General features: G+C 33.3%; 14 protein-coding genes. 9 read left to right on the top strand and 5 right to left on the bottom strand.

Annotation, left to right across the window (positions count from 1 at the left end; genetic code table 11):
• Positions 1-87: 87 nt before the first annotated feature.
• The 3 genes from CLV00_RS11845 to CLV00_RS11835 all read left to right on the top strand — a co-directional run bounded on the left by CLV00_RS11845 (position 88) and on the right by CLV00_RS11835 (position 7833).
• Positions 88-4470, top strand: coding sequence for a CusA/CzcA family heavy metal efflux RND transporter (locus tag CLV00_RS11845; RefSeq protein WP_099715388.1), 4383 nt, complete (start codon positions 88-90; stop codon positions 4468-4470).
• Positions 4471-4480: 10 nt separating this feature from the next.
• The gene (locus CLV00_RS11840; protein ID WP_099716325.1) at positions 4481-5719 is read left to right on the top strand and encodes an efflux RND transporter periplasmic adaptor subunit; all 1239 of its coding nucleotides are present in this window, start codon (positions 4481-4483) and stop codon (positions 5717-5719) included.
• Positions 5720-5811: 92 nt separating this feature from the next.
• Positions 5812-7833, top strand: coding sequence for a heavy metal translocating P-type ATPase (locus tag CLV00_RS11835; protein WP_099715387.1), 2022 nt, complete (start codon positions 5812-5814; stop codon positions 7831-7833).
• A gap of 236 nt (positions 7834-8069) precedes the next feature.
• On the opposite strand, the gene CLV00_RS11830 is transcribed toward CLV00_RS11835, so the two are convergent.
• From CLV00_RS11830 to CLV00_RS11810, 5 genes are all read right to left on the bottom strand, one after another.
• Complete coding sequence (locus CLV00_RS11830) at positions 8070-10040, bottom strand: thioredoxin family protein (protein WP_099715386.1); 1971 nt, start codon at positions 10038-10040, stop codon at positions 8070-8072.
• Between the two features lie 155 nt (positions 10041-10195).
• Positions 10196-11002 carry a hypothetical protein gene (locus CLV00_RS11825; protein ID WP_099715385.1) on the bottom strand — a complete coding sequence of 269 codons (807 nt, stop codon included), beginning with the start codon at positions 11000-11002 and terminating at the stop codon, positions 10196-10198.
• Positions 11003-11004: 2 nt separating this feature from the next.
• Positions 11005-11532: a heavy-metal-associated domain-containing protein gene (locus tag CLV00_RS11820; RefSeq protein WP_233206898.1), complete on the bottom strand. Its 528-nt coding sequence runs from the start codon at positions 11530-11532 to the stop codon at positions 11005-11007.
• A gap of 1 nt (position 11533) precedes the next feature.
• Positions 11534-12022, bottom strand: coding sequence for a TlpA disulfide reductase family protein (locus tag CLV00_RS11815; protein WP_099715383.1), 489 nt, complete (start codon positions 12020-12022; stop codon positions 11534-11536).
• 29 nt (positions 12023-12051) lie between these two features.
• On the bottom strand, positions 12052-12414 hold the full coding sequence (locus tag CLV00_RS11810; protein ID WP_086452991.1) for a heavy-metal-associated domain-containing protein: 363 nt from the start codon (positions 12412-12414) through the stop codon (positions 12052-12054).
• 1251 nt (positions 12415-13665) lie between these two features.
• Here CLV00_RS11810 and CLV00_RS11800 point away from each other — a divergent pair.
• The 6 genes from CLV00_RS11800 to CLV00_RS11775 all read left to right on the top strand — a co-directional run bounded on the left by CLV00_RS11800 (position 13666) and on the right by CLV00_RS11775 (position 18241).
• Positions 13666-14034, top strand: a complete 369-nt coding sequence (locus tag CLV00_RS11800; protein ID WP_086452989.1) for a hypothetical protein — start codon at positions 13666-13668, stop codon at positions 14032-14034.
• Positions 14035-14187: 153 nt separating this feature from the next.
• Positions 14188-15033 carry a DUF3347 domain-containing protein gene (locus CLV00_RS11795; RefSeq protein ID WP_099715381.1) on the top strand — a complete coding sequence of 282 codons (846 nt, stop codon included), beginning with the start codon at positions 14188-14190 and terminating at the stop codon, positions 15031-15033.
• A gap of 28 nt (positions 15034-15061) precedes the next feature.
• A complete protein-coding gene (locus CLV00_RS11790) occupies positions 15062-16114 on the top strand; it encodes a YncE family protein (protein ID WP_099715380.1) in 1053 nt (350 codons plus the stop codon).
• Positions 16115-16217: 103 nt separating this feature from the next.
• Positions 16218-16844: a heavy metal-binding domain-containing protein gene (locus CLV00_RS11785; protein WP_099715379.1), complete on the top strand. Its 627-nt coding sequence runs from the start codon at positions 16218-16220 to the stop codon at positions 16842-16844.
• Between the two features lie 190 nt (positions 16845-17034).
• A complete protein-coding gene (locus tag CLV00_RS11780) occupies positions 17035-17769 on the top strand; it encodes a DUF3347 domain-containing protein (RefSeq protein WP_099716324.1) in 735 nt (244 codons plus the stop codon).
• A gap of 1 nt (position 17770) precedes the next feature.
• Complete coding sequence (locus CLV00_RS11775; RefSeq protein ID WP_086452985.1) at positions 17771-18241, top strand: heme-binding domain-containing protein; 471 nt, start codon at positions 17771-17773, stop codon at positions 18239-18241.
• Positions 18242-18243: the final 2 nt, after the last annotated feature.

Below are 18243 nucleotides of genomic sequence, written 5' to 3'. Positions count from 1 at the left end.
TGTTTACCATTATTCAGCTTACTGTATTTGATTCTATCAATTACTGTAAATCAAAAATCAATTATTAAACATTAATTATTTTCAATAGTGTTAGACAAAATCATTCATTTTAGTATAAATAATAAATTCATCATTGGTTTGATGACTTTATTTCTCATCATTTGGGGAGTTTGGAGTGCATCCAAATTACCCATTGATGCCGTGCCGGATATCACAAATAATCAGGTTCAAATTATTACGCTTTGCCCCACTTTGGCAGGGCAGGAAGTCGAACAATTAGTAACTTTTCCAATTGAACAAAGCATAGCAAATCTTCCCGATTTAGTAGAAACCCGAAGTATTTCTCGCTTTGGTTTATCGGTAATCACAGTCGTTTTTGATGATGATGTCAATATTTATTTTGCCCGACAACTCATCAGTGAAAGACTTAAAGAAGCTATTAGCCAAATACCTGAAGGTATTGGAAGACCTGAGTTAGGTCCAGTAAGTACAGGACTTGGTGAAGTGTATCAATATATTTTACATCCAAAAAAAGGAAGTGAAAATAAATATTCTGCGATGGACTTGCGTTCTATGCAAGACTGGATAGTAGCAAGACAACTCAACGGAACGCCCGGTATTGCAGAAATAAATAGTTTTGGGGGTAAATTGAAACAATATGAAGTTGGCGTGAATCCAAATCGATTAAAAGCGATGGGAGTAACAATTCCTGATATTTTTAGTGCTTTGGAGAAAAACAATCAAAATACAGGAGGTGCATACATTGACAAAAAACCAAGTGCTTACTTCATTCGTGGAGTTGGTCTGGTTACTTCCTTGGAAGATGTAAAAAATATCGTTGTGAAGAGCAACCCCAACAGTGTTCCAATTTTTATAAAAGATGTTGCCGATGTAAAGTTTGGTAATGCAGTACGTTATGGAGCAATGACCTTTAACGGAAAAGTAGATGCTGTTGGTGGTATTGTGATGATGCTTAAAGGTGCGAACAGTAATGAAGTGGTACAAAGGATAAAAGACAAAATGCTAATCATACAAAAATCATTACCAAATGATGTTGTAGTTGAACCATTTATTGACCGAAGCAACTTTGTAAACCGTGCCATTTCTACCGTTGAAAAAAACCTGATTGAAGGAGCATTAATCGTGATTTTTGTATTGGTTTTATTCCTGGGGAACCTTCGTGCGGGACTTATTGTAGCATCGGCTATACCACTTTCTATGTTGTTTGCTTTAGGATTGATGAAAATTTTTGGAGTAAGTGCAAATCTAATGAGTTTAGGAGCTATAGATTTTGGTTTAATTGTAGATGGTGCCGTCATTATAGTAGAGGCTACAATACATCATTTAATGATAAAAGGAAAATTAAGAATCCAAAATCTAAATAATAATTTTGACACCTCTGATAAAATAGTAAAAACAAATAATTTAACATTTACACAATCAGAAATGGATGAAGAAGTTTTTACTTCTTCATCAAAAATTCGTCAGAGTGCTGCTTTTGGTGAAATTATAATACTGATCGTTTACATTCCAATCCTTACATTAGTAGGTATTGAGGGCAAAATGTTTAGTCCTATGGCAAAAACCGTTGGTTTTGCCATATTAGGCGCATTAGTACTTTCTATTACTTATATCCCCATGATGTGTGCTTTATTTTTACCCAAAAAGATCAGTCATAAAAAAAACATTTCAGATAAAATGATGGGTTTTTTATATAAAATCTATGAACCTCTTTTGGAAAAAGTAATACAAATAAAATATAAAGTAGTAGGAATTACTATAATATTATTTTTAGTAACAATTTTTGTTTTTAGTAAAATGGGGGGCGAATTTATTCCCACATTAGCCGAAGGAGATTATGCATTTGAATTTAAAATGCCTATCGAAACTTCTTTATCCCAAAGTATTGAAACCTCGATGCAAGGCGCAAGAATCGCCAAGCAATTTGACGAAGTAAAAATTGTAGTTGGAAAAACGGGTGCTGGTGAAGTACCTACCGACCCAATGCCTCCTGGAGCAACAGATATGATGATTATTCTAAAACCGCAAAGCGAATGGAAATCCGGGAGATCGTATGAAGAATTGGGTGATGCAATAGAAGAAAAATTAAGGGTAATACCCGGTGTTTTTATCGAAAAAAGTCAACCTATTCAAATGCGTTTTAATGAACTGATGACTGGAATCAAACAAGATGTAGCTATAAAAATATTTGGCGAAAACTTGGATAGCCTTTCCGTATATGCCAAAAAAGTGGAAAGTGTAATAACAAACGTAAAAGGCGTTTCTTCTCCACAAGTAGAGCAAGTGGATGGATTACCACAAATCAATATAGAATATGACCGTTTGCGAATTGCCAATTATGGTCTAAATGTCGAAGACATAAACAGTATCGTAAGTACTGCTTTTGCAGGAAAAGCAGCAGGTGTAGTCTACGAAAATGAGCGAAAATTTGATTTAGTGGTGCGATTAGACAGTACGTCAAGAAGAAGTATTGATGATGTGAATAATTTATTGATACCTACACCTACTGGCAATCAAATACCATTGTCTCAAGTTGCAAAAGTAGATTTTAAATTAGGTCCAGCACAAATCAGTAGAGAATCTGGAAAACGTAGAATTGTAATAGGTTTTAACATACAAGATAGAGATGTTCAGAGTGTGGTAAAAGAAATTCAAGATAAGTTAGCTACAAAAGTAAAATTGCCATCTGGCTATTACTTTACCTATGGAGGTACATTTGAGAACTTACAAAAAGCATCTAATCGATTGATGATTGCCGTTCCTATTTCCTTATTATTAATTTTTATGCTTTTGTATTTCACATTCAATTCTATGAAACAAGCCAGTTTAATATTTTCCGCAATACCAATGAGTGCAATTGGTGGCGTATTTGCATTACTACTTCGTGGAATGCCATTTAGTATTTCAGCAGGAATTGGTTTTATTGCATTGTTTGGTGTAGCAGTATTAAATGGAATTGTATTAGTAGGAACATTTAACCAACTCGAAAAAGAAGGTTGGGATGATGTTATAAAACGGGTAATTGAAGGAACAAAAATCAGACTACGCCCAGTATTAATGACAGCAACTGTTGCCTCATTAGGATTTTTACCAATGGCGTTATCGCATAGTGCGGGCGCAGAGGTTCAAAAACCACTAGCAACAGTAGTTATTGGCGGCTTACTGTCTGCTACATTTTTAACCTTATTTGTATTGCCTTTGTTGTATATCATATTCAATACAAAAATTAAATTAAAAAGAAAACCAAAAGTGAAATCAATCGTAACAATTTTAGTTATTGGATTATTTTTATCTTTTAACACCAGTCAGGCGCAATCTCGAAAAACTATTGATGAAGTTTTGAATTTAGGCTTAAAGGATAATTTGCAATACAATATCAATCAGTCCCAAATCTCAAAAAATCAACTTTTGATAAAAGGAAACAAGGAGTTTCCCAAAACTGGCATCTTTGTGGAAAATGAAGATTTGCGCCCTTCGGATAAAACAGGTATTTGGAAAATTGGTTTACAGCAGAGCTTCTATATGCCTCAAGTAAACCAAGCCAAGAAGAATTACTATCGAGAGCAAACCAAATACTATGAGTTCAACAAGGAAGTAATCAATACAGAGCTGAAAAAAAATATCCGTTCTGTTTATTACCAATTATGGTATTTACAAGATAAAACAGCTTTGTATCAGCGACTGGACAGTATCTATATTGGTTTACTAAAGACCACAATTATAAAAGTTAAAACAGGAGAAAGTGCTGGTATTGAAAAAATTTCAGCAAATGTAAAGTTGAAAGAAATTGAAACAAATATCATTCAACTTCAAAAAGAAATGATTGTACAGCAACAGGCACTAATGCAGTTATTGAATAGTTCGGAAGCCATTTTACCGCTTTCAAAATCATTAGAAAAGTTAGAATATGGTTTGCAAAATTCAACAGAAAACCATCCCAGTCTTCTGTTATTGCAACAAAATGTGTCGATTGCCAATAGTGAAATTGCAATCCAAAAAAGCAATCGCTTACCTGAATTTTCCGGTCGTGTTTTTTCACAAAAATTATATGGCGTAGCCGATCCATATACTGGTTTCTCATTTGCAACATCATTTCCAATATTTGGAAGTGGTGCCAATCGCAATAAAATAAAAGCCGCCAAAACCGAAAAAGAAGTACAAGAACAACAATTGCAATATCAAACACAAATACTTAAATCTTCTTTAGCACAACGTCAAACCGAAGTTGAAAAAAGTGTGTCAGGTTTGCAATTTTACGAAATTTCAGGCTTACAACAAGCTGACGAAATCATAAAAGCCGCGAATCAATCCTATCGAGCAGGAGAAATAAGTTATGCCGATTTTTCATTGTATTTAAGTCAAGCCATCGAAATACGAAAAAACTATTTAGACAATCTAAATGCATACAACCAAGCGATTATTGAATACAATTATTTCACAAACAAATAAATTCAAAAAAATGAAATCTTTAAAAATAAAATATAAAAATTATCTTTTACTCACCACTTTATGCGTAACGTTAATTTCTTGCGGGAGTAAAGAAACGAAACCAGAAGAAGTAGTTGAGAAACCTAAAACTGAAGAAGCACCAGCATCAATTGCATCATTAACTGCTGAACAAATTAAAACTGTGGGTATACAATACGGAAGCATAGAACAAAAAGAATTAACAGCCACATTGAAAGCCAATGGAGCATTACGGGTGCCTAATAATAACAAAGCCAATGCTACTTCGATGTACGGAGGTGTAATAAAAACAATTAATGTACAGTTAGGCGATTTTGTAAAAAAGGGACAAATAATTGCCACAATCGCCAATCCGCAATTCCTTCAATTACAGGAAGAATATTTGAGTACTTCCAGTAAAATAATCTTTGCCGAACAAGAATTAGCAAGACAGAAAGAACTCAATGAAGGAAATGCAGGCGCATTAAAAAATTATCAAAATGCTGATGCCGAATTAAAAGCAATGAGAACCCGCAGAGCATCTTTGCAACAGCAAATTCAATTGATGGGTATTAATCCAAATAGCTTAAACAACGGTAATTTACGTTCCGCATTATCAGTAACAAGCCCTATAAGCGGTACAATTAGTAATGTTTTCTCTAAAATCGGAAGTTATGTTGATGTCTCTTCACCAGTTGCCGAAATTGTTGATAACACACAACTACATTTAGATCTAAACGTATTTGAAAAAGATTTGCCTATGCTAAAAGTGGGGCAAATTATCCATTTTAGAATCACCAATAATTCAGGGGAAGATTACAATGCAAAAGTATATTCAGTAGGGGCTTCATTTGAGAGTGATAGTAAAAGTATTCCAGTGCACGCTACTGTTCAAGGTAATAAAACCGGACTCATAGACGGAATGAATATAACGGCAATTGTAAGTTTAAATAATGTTACTACCGATGCAATCCCTACGGATGCCATAGTAAGTGCTGATGGGAAAGACTATATTTTTATTGTAACGGATAAAAAAGCCGAAGAAGAACCAAAAGAAGAAAACGATAAACCCGAAGAACAAAAAGCGAAGGAACCAACGACAAATTTTGAAAAAATAGAAGTAGCAAAAGGCGTTTCTAATATGGGTTATACCGCTATAACATTGGTAAAAGAGGTTCCTGCAAATGCAAAAATTGTAACAAAAGGTGCATTTTTTGTAAATGCAAAATTAACCAACAAGGGAGAAGAATAAAGAGTAATCAACCCATTGGTGTAATTATTATAAATAGCAGTTCACTAAAATTTTAAAAACTAATTACCCTAATGGGTTAATCAATCTAAAAAATGAAACATCAACACAAATACGATGAAAATGGCAAACAGCTTTGTTGCACATCGGAAGAAGAAATAAATAACAAAACCAACAAACAAACAGAATGTTCCTGTACTGATAATGGTCCTGAAAATCATTCTGATGATGATGGTCAAGGAAATTCAGCCAAAGAAAAATCTACTTTTCAAATGTTCTTGCCTGCAATAATAAGCCTTGTGCTATTACTTATCGCTATTGGTTTTGACCACTATTTTACTCAATCTTGGTTCACAGGCTGGACACGCATTGTTTGGTATATAGTAGCTTATACGCCTGTGGGTTTTCCAGTAATAAAAGAAGCTTTTGAAAGTATTCGCAAAGGAGAAATATTTTCGGAATTTTTATTAATGGGAATTGCAACTATTGGAGCATTTGCCATTGGAGAATATCCTGAAGGAGTTGCTGTGATGTTGTTTTATGCTATTGGCGAAATATTTCAGGCATTGGCAGTTCAAAGAGCAAAAAGAAACATTAAATTATTATTAGATCAAAGACCAGATACCGCTACAGTCATCAAAGATGGAAATACTATTGATAAAAAAGCATCCGAAATTACTATCGGGGAAATCATCCAATTAAAACCTGGAGAAAAATTGGCTCTTGACGGAAAATTACTTTCCGACAATGCTTCCTTAAACACATCTGCCTTAACGGGTGAAAGTAAGCCTGATACAAAACAAAAAGGAGAAACCGTTTTTGCCGGAATGATTAACCTGAATACGGTCGCTCAAGTTGAAGTTACAACAGCTTATTTAGATAGCAAGCTTTCAAAAATCTTGGAAATGGTTCAGGAAGCCACCGCAAAAAAAGCAACAACCGAACTATTTATCCGAAAATTTGCTAAAATATATACGCCAATAGTTGTTTTTCTGGCAATCGGAATTTGTTTCGTTCCAATGCTATTTGTCGAAAATTACATCTTTAATGATTGGCTATACCGGGCTTTAATTTTCTTGGTGATTTCCTGTCCTTGCGCATTGGTAATCTCTATACCTTTAGGATATTTTGGAGGAATTGGTTCAGCCAGTAAAAACGGAATCTTATTCAAAGGTTCTACTTTTCTCGATATAATGGCATCCATTCAAGTAGTGGTAATGGATAAAACAGGAACGTTGACCAAAGGTGTTTTCAAAGTTCAAAAAGTAGTAGCCGTTGATATTTCAGAAGCCGATTTAGTAAAATATACATCGGCACTCGAAACCAAATCTACTCATCCTGTTGGAACTGCTATTATTGAATATGCAAAAGGTACTGAAAAAAATGTAACCGTTACCGACGTAGAAGAAATTGCAGGTCATGGTCTTAAAGGAAAAGTAGATGGAAAAGAAATTTTGGCAGGGAATGTAAAACTGATGAAAAAATTCAATATCATTTATGATCCAGAAATCGATACTACACCTTTCACGATTATTGTTATTGCAATCAATCAAAAATATGCAGGATATTTTTTAATTGCTGATGAAATCAAAGAAGATGCCAAAGAAGCGATTCACAGTTTACATAAAATAAACGTGAAAACTGTAATGCTTTCAGGTGATAAACAAGCCGTTGTAGATGCAGTAGCAAAAGAATTAAACATTGACCAGGCTTATGGCGATTTATTACCGGAAAACAAGGTGGAAAAAGTAGAGGAATTGAAATTAAAAAACCTAAAAATTGCATTCGTTGGCGATGGTGTAAACGATGCGCCAGTAGTTGCCCTTGCCGATGCCGGCATTGCAATGGGCGGTTTAGGAAGTGATGCAACAATTGAAACTGCTGACATTGTTATTCAAAACGATCAACCGCATAAAATATTCACAGCAATAAACATAGGAAAACAGACGAAGAAAATAGTGTGGCAAAACATTACTTTGGCTTTTGTGGTAAAGGGGATTGTTTTGGTGCTAGGTGCGGGTGGTTTAGCAACCATGTGGGAAGCTGTCTTTGCCGATGTGGGTGTAGCGTTATTAGCAATTTTGAATGCAGTTAGAATACAGCGAATGAAGTTTTAAATCTGATATTAATAAGAAGCGTCCATTAATAGGGACGCTCTTTAAAATATTTATGATTTTTTTGGAGGTGTTTTTCCTCCTGCACAACAAGAACCATCTACACTACAAGATTTTTTCTCATTAGAGACTAGAACCATTACCCAATAAAATCAAAGTATTTTAAAAGTTATTATTTTTAACCCTAAAAATATTGCGTTATAAAAAAAGCTGTCCAAATCATTTTAGACAGCTTTTTTCTATTTTTGAAACTGTTTAATGCCATATTTCAGCCATTGTTCATATTCAGTAATGTCTGGCATATATCCAACTGGTTGGTTTAAACTTTTCTCTTTTGTATCCAAAATGATATAATACGGCTGAGCGTTTGCCTTATAACGAGTGATTTGGAAATCACTCCATTTGTTTCCTATTGATTTTATCTTTTTGCCAGTTTCTTTAGAGACATATTGTTCCTCGATAGGCAATTCTCTTTTGTCATCAACATATAGTGAAATAAGAACTACTTCATTATTTAAAATAGATAAAATGCGAGGATCCGACCAAACATAATCTTCCATTTTTCGGCAATTTACACAAGCAAATCCTGTAAAATCCAAGAGAATAGGTTTGTTTACACTTTTGGCATAAGCCAATCCTTTTTCATAATCGGTAAAAGCCATAATATCATGTGGTCCTTTATGTGCTCCGTCTGGTAATGCTATTGCTGATGTAGATTCTCTGTTGGAGCCGCCTACACCGTATGGAGATTCGCTATAGGTCATAGGTGGAGGAAAGCCACTTATTAATTTTAATGGAGCACCCCATAAACCTGGAATAAGATATATTGTAAATACCAATATTAATAATCCAACAGATAAACGTCCTACCGAAATAGAAGATGAAGGAGAATCATGTGGCAAAGTTATCTTTCCGAATAAGTAGAATGCCAAAGTACCGAATATCGCTATCCAAATGGCTAAAAATATTTCTCTTTCAAACCAGTGCAATTGCAATACTAAATCGGCATTAGACAAGAATTTAAATGCTAAAGCTAATTCTATAAAACCTAAAAATACTTTTACTGTATTTAACCATCCGCCAGATTTTGGTAATGTATTTAACCAACCTGGGAACATGGCAAATAACATAAAGGGTAATGCTAAAGCAAAAGAAAAACCTAACATTCCTACAATTGGTGCGATACCTCCTTTGGAAGCTGCTTCAACCAGTAAAGTTCCTATAATTGGTCCGGTACAAGAAAAGGAAACGATTGCAAGAGCCAATGCCATGAATACGATTCCTAATATTCCACCTTTATCCGCTTGACGGTCTACCTTATTTGCCCAAGAATTAGGTAACATGATTTCGAAAGCACCTAAAAATGATAACGAAAATACAACTAATAATACAAAGAAAATAACATTAAACCATACATTGGTAGATAATGCATTTAGTGCATCGGCACCAAAAATTAAGGTAATTACTGTTCCCAAAAATACATAAATCAAGATAATCGAAATACCATAAATAATCGCATTTTTGATCCCTTTGGCTTTGGTTTTACTTTGTTTTGTAAAGAAACTTACTGTCATGGGAATCATAGGAAATACGCAAGGAGTAAGCAAGGCTGCAAAACCAGATAAGAAAGCGATAAAGAAAATCATATATAAACTCGAATCAGATTCATTAGATTCTGGTTGTTTTTCTACCGCAGTATTTGCATCAGCTTTGGTAGTTTTTTCGTTTGCAATATCGGAAGCCTGGATTTCTTTTGCTTCAAGCGTTTTAATATCAAACTCAAAATATTTTGTTTCGCTGATACAGTTTTCCTTGCAAACTTGGTAAGAAAGCTCCACTTGTATAATTTCCTTTTCTGGATTAATCTGTTTGATTAATTGGGTAAAAGTAACTTTATCGGAAAAGAAGATTTCATCGACACCAAAGATTTCATTAAACTCTCGTTTGGTTTCACTTTCGGTTGCTTTTCCAATAAATTCATAATTGCTTTTGTTATCATGAAAAATGAATTCGGCAGGAAGAGGACCATCTTCAGGTGTAAATTGAGAATATACGTGCCAACCTGCTTCGATATTACCATTAAAAGTAAGTACATATTCTGAGGTGGATTTCTTCTCGATTCTAGGTTCCCATTTCACAGGATTTATAATCTGTGCCTGGACTTTGACAAAAACAAAGCCCAAGAGTAATAAATAAAAGATTTTCTTCATTTTATAAGTTTAATCAGAACGATTTGTTCTGGTGATAATTTGATTTTACACGTGTCATTTCCCGATAAGCCATAGGAAGTGTTTCGATGGTCTTTTGCCATCGAAACACTTATTTTATGAACTTTAGATTTAAATTAAAATCTTGGCGAAGTAATTTATTTGGTCACATTAAAAAAAGTATATTCCAGTTTTAAGAAAACACCATCAGATGTGGCACGTTGCATCGAGCTATACAATTCTTTTTTGTATGCAAGGTCAATTCTCGCCTGACTGTTAATGATAAACTGAATCGAAGGAACTACATCCAGATATGATTTTCCGTTTTCGGTTATCGTTTGTCCAGTAAATTCCAGCATCGCATTGATGTTGGTTTGTTTAAAACTTGTATAATTTTTTGGATACATTAATTTCCCTACTGAGAACGTATAATTTACTGCGCTGTTACCCAAAAAATCCGGAAAGCTATAATCACTGTTATTAAGTGCCCGCGCGTAACTTGCAGAAGAACTTATGGCAACTTTATGGATTAACTGAGTAGCTACCAGACCAGCTTCGTAACCAGAGTTTCCTCCCATTAAGTCTATAGCTTCCTGATTAATAAAAGAGTTATTATAACTGTATCGTCCAAAGGCAGCCATCCTAAAATGACTTTGTAAATCATCTACAGAAAAGAAACGATATTTAGCATAAAAACCACCACCTTTAAGTCCCAATCCATTTTCTTGGTTACTAAGAAAAGCTGAGGTACGAACCATGATATTTTTATTTATTCCCCAAGTAACTTCGGGCGTTAAATTATACATAGACCCACTTTCCAGTTGATTTTTCATAAGAGATTGACCAACCCGAACCCCAATAGAACCCGCCGGAACATTACTAGCGGGTTCGGTTACTACAAATAATTCCTGTGCATCTATTTTGAATGAAACAAGTAATAAGAAAACAATTGATAGATATTTCATTTTTATAGGGTCTTTAAATAATAATCATTTTCATTTTCCGTAGCATAACCAGGATATTTTGAATATGATTTAACTAGTTTTTTATACTCTTTTTGGGTTACAAAACCTTTATCCAGAACTCTGTATCTTGTTTCTGCATGAGCTACTGGGGTTTTAATATCAATGAAATTATAAGTTACATCATCAACTTTTAAGGTTGTATTATCCTCAATTGTTGGCGTATGAAACTTTGCAGTCAAAACCATAGAACCTACAAAGAAACCAGCTTTTTCAACAGCGTTTTTTAATACTTTAGGTTGTAATGAGTTATCTTTTTTAAAATAAACGGTAAACGTATTTGTGTTTAAATCAGTACCAATACTATCTACTTCGGTAAAAGATTTTAATTGTTTATTTATCGCATTAGAGCACATAGAACAAGTTAATCCCGTTGCCATTATTTTGACTTTAGTGATTTGAGAATATGATTTTACACCAGTTAATAATACTAAAAGTGCAGCGGCTACGAATTTTATATGTAATGTTTTCATTTTATTTTTTGTTTTTTTTGATTTGAGCAATTATTTGTGATTCGGTTGGGTTTATGGCAATCAGTTTTCCTGATGCATCAAAAAGATAGGTTGCAGGCAGTGCTTCAACTCCAAAAGCCACAGCCGTTTTGGCATCAAAACCTTTCGGGTCGATTAATTGCTGGTGTTTCATTTTGTCTTTTTCAATGGCTTTTAACCATTTTGATTTATCGATATCAATTGAAATTCCAACAATTTCAAAACTCTGACCTTTGTATTGGTCATACATTTTTACCAATTTTTTGTTAGCCATTCGGCAAGGTGCGCACCATGATGCCCAAAAATCTACCAAAACTGTTTTTCCTTTAAAAGTATTTAGTTTAACTGTAGCGTTCTTATTGTTTTGAAGCTGAACATCTGGAAAAGAATCTCCTATTTTTATTTGTGCACTTGCTATAGAAACAGTTGCTATCAGGGAGAGTAATGTGATTATATTTTTTATTTTGAACATGAAATTTAATTTAAATGATTTGATTATGATTACTCCGCTTTTTTAGGACTTGCTTCTCTATCATATTGGCAACATCCGTGCAATTCATCGTAAACAGCATTTGGGGCACTAAATTTTTCATTGTCATATCCAGCATCTGCAACACGTTTTAGTATGGCATCAAGATTGGTTTTCTTAGTATCGTAGGTAACTGTAGCGGTTTTGGTGTTCGTGTCCCAATTTACTTTGGCAACTTTATCAATGTTTGCAGCCGTTTCAATAGTTTTTTTGCACATGCCACAATTACCATTGATTTTTACGGTTTCAGTTGTTTTGTTTTTTATTTGCGCGCTGGCGAAAGTGACTGATAGCAATAGAGTCATTGCCATCAATAATTTTTTTATTGAGTTCATTGTTTTTATAATTTTGAATGAATTAATCCTAAAGCATGACAGAAGCATAGCAAATACAGCTATATCTGAAAATGAATCGGATTAAATATTTTAATAATTTTTAGCCTTAAATAGGCTTTGGAAGAGACAGACTTATGGATGTCAAAAAGGAATCTAGCTTAATTTAGGTGGAAGCCAGATAGAACGGAAATCTGAAGAAATAAAGATTTCTGAATAATAGTGATTTTGTTTTCTTTCAGAAAAACTAAAAAGTGAATTGTTTTCTGTTTGAAAATTAAGAATAGAGCTATAGCCACAGTAAGCAGTTGGGCAACCACAAGAATTACTTAAACAACTAGTATCGCAATTGTGTTCTCTCTTATTAGAATCTTTTTTCTTGCAACAGTCTTTTACTGTAAATTCTTTTTTACAACATGGCATTTCTTTTTTTGTCCCATGCGCATAAGTAAGCGTTGGTCCCAAAAGAAAACCAAGCGTAACGAGTAGCAATATGTAGAACTTTTTTGTCATACTGGGCACAAATCTACAATTTTATTAGCTGACTCGAATGTTAATTTTTTTGTAAATGTTCTATTATAATTGATTCTTCAATTATGTTTAGTGACACCCCGCTGAAATAAAAACAGTTTAATTAATTGATAATCAGTATTTTTGTTTTTAGGACTAAAAGATCGTTTTTAATTTACTGAACACTTGTAACATGTAGATTAGTAATTTTTACAAATTAAAAGAAATATAATTGTTGATTATGAAACCAGTTAATTGATAACGTATCCCAACTGAAGAACTGGAAATTCATCGCTTTTATTCCACAAACGGAAAGAATTGATAAAATTATCGATGGATTTGAATAGTCATATATCTTCCATGAAATCACATTAAAAGCTAGTGAATTCAAATTTCTAACTTTAGATTATGATGAGAAAACTCAAAATTTCGATATAATAGTTTTCCTGAAAAACTAAAATTTATATCAACTGGCTCAAATACCAGATTATAATGAGGAATTAATCCATTTATATGATTTAAAATTTTACATAGATGAGATTAACACTCATAACAAAGATTAAAGTAGTTTAGTCTTCATCTATTTGCTTCATCTATTTGCTTCATCTATTTGCTTCCCTAATAATACTTTTAATGAGAATATAAATCAAAACAAAATAGTAGTGATGAAATTTTTTTAACAAGTCTTTATTGAAAATTAAGATTATTTCTCTAACTTTGTTCAATATTAGATTTTCTATACAAATGAAAAAGTTTCACATTTTATTAATCGTTGTACTTGGCTTCTTCTTGATGCCAATGGTAACTTTTGCGTGTGGAAACAATTCAGAAAAACAATCTTGCAAAAAAGAAATCTCTTCTAAAACAGATAAAAAAGATTGTTGCGAAGGTGATAATCATTCGAAGAATAAAAATCATAAAGGTTGTGGAGGAAAATGCAGCCATTCTAAATGTGGTTGTGCTTCTTCTTGCAACACATCTGTTTCTATTAATGAATTGAACTTTAATAAAAATATTTTTAATTTCTTTTCAGAAAAACAAAATTTTTACAATTACGAAACCTCCATTTCTTCTGGTTTCAATTCTTTATGGCTTATACCAAAAATAGGCTAAATTTTAAATTTGATAGCCATAATTGTGTCAAATCAAAAGCAATTATTGCTTTAAATCATTTACTTTCTCAGTTAATTTCATTTTCAAAAGGCTGGCTTTGTTGTGCTGTCATTTTGTTCTTGTTTAACTAATTCAATTTAAAATTATTTTACAATGAAATCACTAAAAAAAATAGTGATGGCAATAACTCTATTGCTATCATTCACAGTGTCTAATGCGCAAATCAAAAACGCTAAAACTGAAACCGTAAAAATATTCGGGAATTGTGGAATGTGCGAAACCACCATAGAAAAAGCAGGAAGTCTCAAGAAAATTGCCAATGTTGATTGGAATAAAGACACCAAAATGGCTACGCTTACTTATGATGCTAAAAAAACCAATCAGGATGAAATCTTAAAACGTATTGCACTTGCGGGTTATGATAGCGAAAAATTCCTTGCTCCAGATGCTGCATATTCAAAACTTCCGGGATGTTGTCAATACGATCGTGAAGCAAAAGTTGCAGTAAAAACGGAAACAAAATCCGAAGAAACTAAAATGGAAATGAACGACCATTCTACAATGACTGAAAACCAAGGAACAGACCAACTAAAACCAGTTTTCGATAATTATTTTTCATTGAAAGATGCCTTGGTAAAAACAGATAGTAAAACGGCTTCTGCAAAGTCAAAAGATTTTTTAACCGCAATCACTGTCGTAAAAATGGAAACATTGAAAATGGATGTACATATGACTTGGATGAAAGTTTATAAAGATTTAACTGCTGATGCAAAAAATATTTCTGAAACACAGGATATCAAAAAGCAAAGAGAACTTTTCAAATCATTATCTAAAAATACGTATGAGTTGATAAAAGTTTCAAAATTTACTGAACCGGTTTATTATCAATATTGCCCGATGCAAGATGCCAATTGGTTAAGTAAAGAAAATACAGTTAAAAATCCTTACTACGGATCACAAATGTTGAGTTGTGGTAAAACAGTAGAAACAATAAAATAATAAAATAATAAAATTAAAACTTTAAAAAATGAAGAATATATCTTTTACCGCATCAATAATTGGAGCAATACTTTTATCATCTTGTAATAAAGATGATAATATGGATATGACAAATGCAGCATTAAACGTTAATTATCCAGCAGCGTATGTTGTCAATGGTGAAGATGCAACAATTTCAGTAATCAAATTATCAACTAATGAAGTTACAGGAACTATTCCATTGATGGGAACCGGTACAGATATGATAATGTGGCCACACCATATTTCTTCACATTCAAATCATCTTGCAATTGGAGTTCCGGGAATGGATTTAAGCGCAGGACACGCAGTGACAGGAACTATGTCGGGTAAACTTGTTGTTATTGATGCAACAACTGGTTCAATTGTTAAAAAAATGGGTTTACCTGTAATGAACCACAATACTATTTATTCTCCAAATGGTGCAGAAATTTGGGTGCCTCAAATGGATATGAACGGAAAAGTATTGGTGTATGACGCTACAACTTATGCGTTGAAAAGTACAATTACTGTAGGTATGATGCCTGCAGAATTAACTTTCTCTTCGGACGGGACAAAAGCCTATGTTGCTAATGGCGATGATGATAACGTTTCAGTAATCAATGTAGCATCAAAATCAGTAGTTGCAACGGTTACAGTTGGTAACAATCCTGTTGGAGCTTGGACTGGTACAGATGGTAAAATGTATGTTGATAACGAAGACGGACAATCTATTTCTGTTATAAATGTAGCTACAAATGCCGTTGACCAAACTATTATTTTAGGATTTATGCCCGGAATTGCCTCACACAACGGAACAAAAAGCGAATTATGGGTTTCAGATCCAATGAATGGAAAAGTACATTATTGGACTTGGGATGCTGGTATGATGATGTGGATGCACGGTGGCGCTTTTAATACGGGTGCTGGTGCTCACGCAATTTCTTTCACTATGGACGGAAACACTGCCTATGTAACCAACCAAACAGCAAATACAGTTTCTGTTGTAAATGTTACCAATCATACCGTTACTAAAACAATCAATGTTGGTAAAAAACCAAATGGGGTTGTAATAAAAATGTAAACTATTAATTTCTAAAATATCAAATGTAAATTTGATAAACGATTAAAATGGCTTGCAATTGATCAGTGTTAATATTATAAACAATTAATTAAAACTGTAAAAAATGAAAAATCTAATTATCGTACTAAGCGTATTCTTAGCAGTTAGCACAGTAGCATCAGCTCAAGAAGCTACAAAATCTTCGCAAAAGGAAGCTCAAAAAACAACTTATACTTGCCCAATGCATCCAGAAGAAGTGAGTTTAATAGAAGGAAAATGTAGCAAATGTGGAATGACAATGGTAAAAACCACTGAAAAAATAGATACTCACGCTACAAAAGGCAGTCAACCTAAAACTAAAATTGTAACAAAATATGTTTGTCCAATGGACGGCTCAACTTCTGATACCGAAGGGAAATGTTCTAAATGTGGAACTAGGATGGTAAAAATTACCGAAAAGATAGATACTCACGCTACAAAAGGCAGTCAACCTAAAACTAAAATTGTAACAAAATATGTTTGTCCAATGGACGGCTCAACTTCTGATACCGAAGGGAAATGTTCTAAATGTGGAACTGGAATGGTAAAAATTACCGAAAAGATAGATACTCACGCTACAAAAGGCAGTCAACCTAAAACTAAAATTGTAACAAAATATGTTTGTCCAATGGATGGCTCAACTTCTGACAAACCGGGGGAATGTCCTAAATGTGGAATGGAAATGGCTAAAACGGAGGGTAAGAAAAAATAATCCAGTCGCATAAATTTTAAATTTCCTTTTAGTTTAATTCAATGCACATGATACCAATAATAAGGATGCAATGATTTTAATGACCCTATAAAATGAAAAAATTAATTTCTATATAAAAATGGGTTTTCAAAAAAATATTCATCAAAAAATGTTGCAAATACCAACAATATCAATTAAAAAAAATAATAAAATGAAAAATCTAATCCTTTCAGCCATAGCGATGGCATTTGTACTTGTTTCTTGTAATCAAAAAAATAAAGAAGCTGCAACAACTAATTCGGAAACAACAGAGAGTACCTCGCAATTATACGCGTGTCCAATGCACCCAGAGGTTACAGGAAAAAAAGGTGAAAAATGTTCAAAATGTGGAATGGAATTAACCGAACCAGTTGTACAAAATGAAGCAGCTCATGATCATACTGATGGTAGTCATAGTCATAATGATACAACAACAGTTGAAGTTAATACTGAAGCTACATCGGTTACCCAAACAACATTTTCAACAAGCGAAATAATCTCTGGTTATTTAAAACTCAAAAACGCACTCACAAAAGACGATACAAAAGGAGCAGCCAATGCGGGTAAAGCATTATATGCAACTTTCAATAAAGTCAATACTAATGCAATAGATCCAAAATTGAAAACAGAATATATTGATATTGCTGATGATGCTAAAGAACACGCAGAACACATTGGTGATAATGGTGGGAAAATTGACCACCAAAGAGAACATTTTGCGATGTTGAGTAAAGATGTGAATGATTTGATAAAAATATTTGGAGCAAAACAAAAACTATATCAAGATTTTTGTCCTATGTATAATGAAGGAAAAGGGGCTATTTGGATAAGTGAAAGCAAAGAAATAAAAAATCCTTACTACGGTTCGAAAATGCTTACTTGTGGTTCTATGAAAAAACAATTATAAAATGAAAAAAATCATCAAGAAAATACTCATAATCGGGTTTGTTATTTTTTTGTTGATGCAGTTATATCAACCTGCTCGTAATGAAAGTTATGAGCAGGAATTAACTGCAAATTTCACAAAAATGTACGATGTTCCTAAAAATGTTGAAACTATTTTACGGACATCTTGCTACGATTGTCACAGTAACAATACTAATTATCCATTATATTCTTACATTCAGCCAGCACGGTTTTTTATGGAAGAACACATTAAAGATGGTAAGAAGGATTTGAACTTTAATGAATTTGGAAAGTACTCCAAGCGAAAACAAGAAAACAAATTAGAAGCTATCATCAAACAAATAAAATCTGATGAAATGCCCTTAGCGTCCTACACGTTACTTCATAAAAATGCAATAGTAACACCTGCTCAAAAAGAGGAAGTAATCAATTGGATAAATAAAACAAAAGATAGTCTTTCATTAGAAAACTAAAC

The sequence above is a fragment of the Flavobacterium sp. 11 genome (genome assembly GCF_002754315.1).
Classification (GTDB): Bacteria; Bacteroidota; Bacteroidia; order Flavobacteriales; family Flavobacteriaceae; genus Flavobacterium; species Flavobacterium algoritolerans.
The sequence above is the reverse complement of the archived record's forward strand: the minus strand, read 5'-3'. Positions and strand labels throughout refer to the sequence as shown.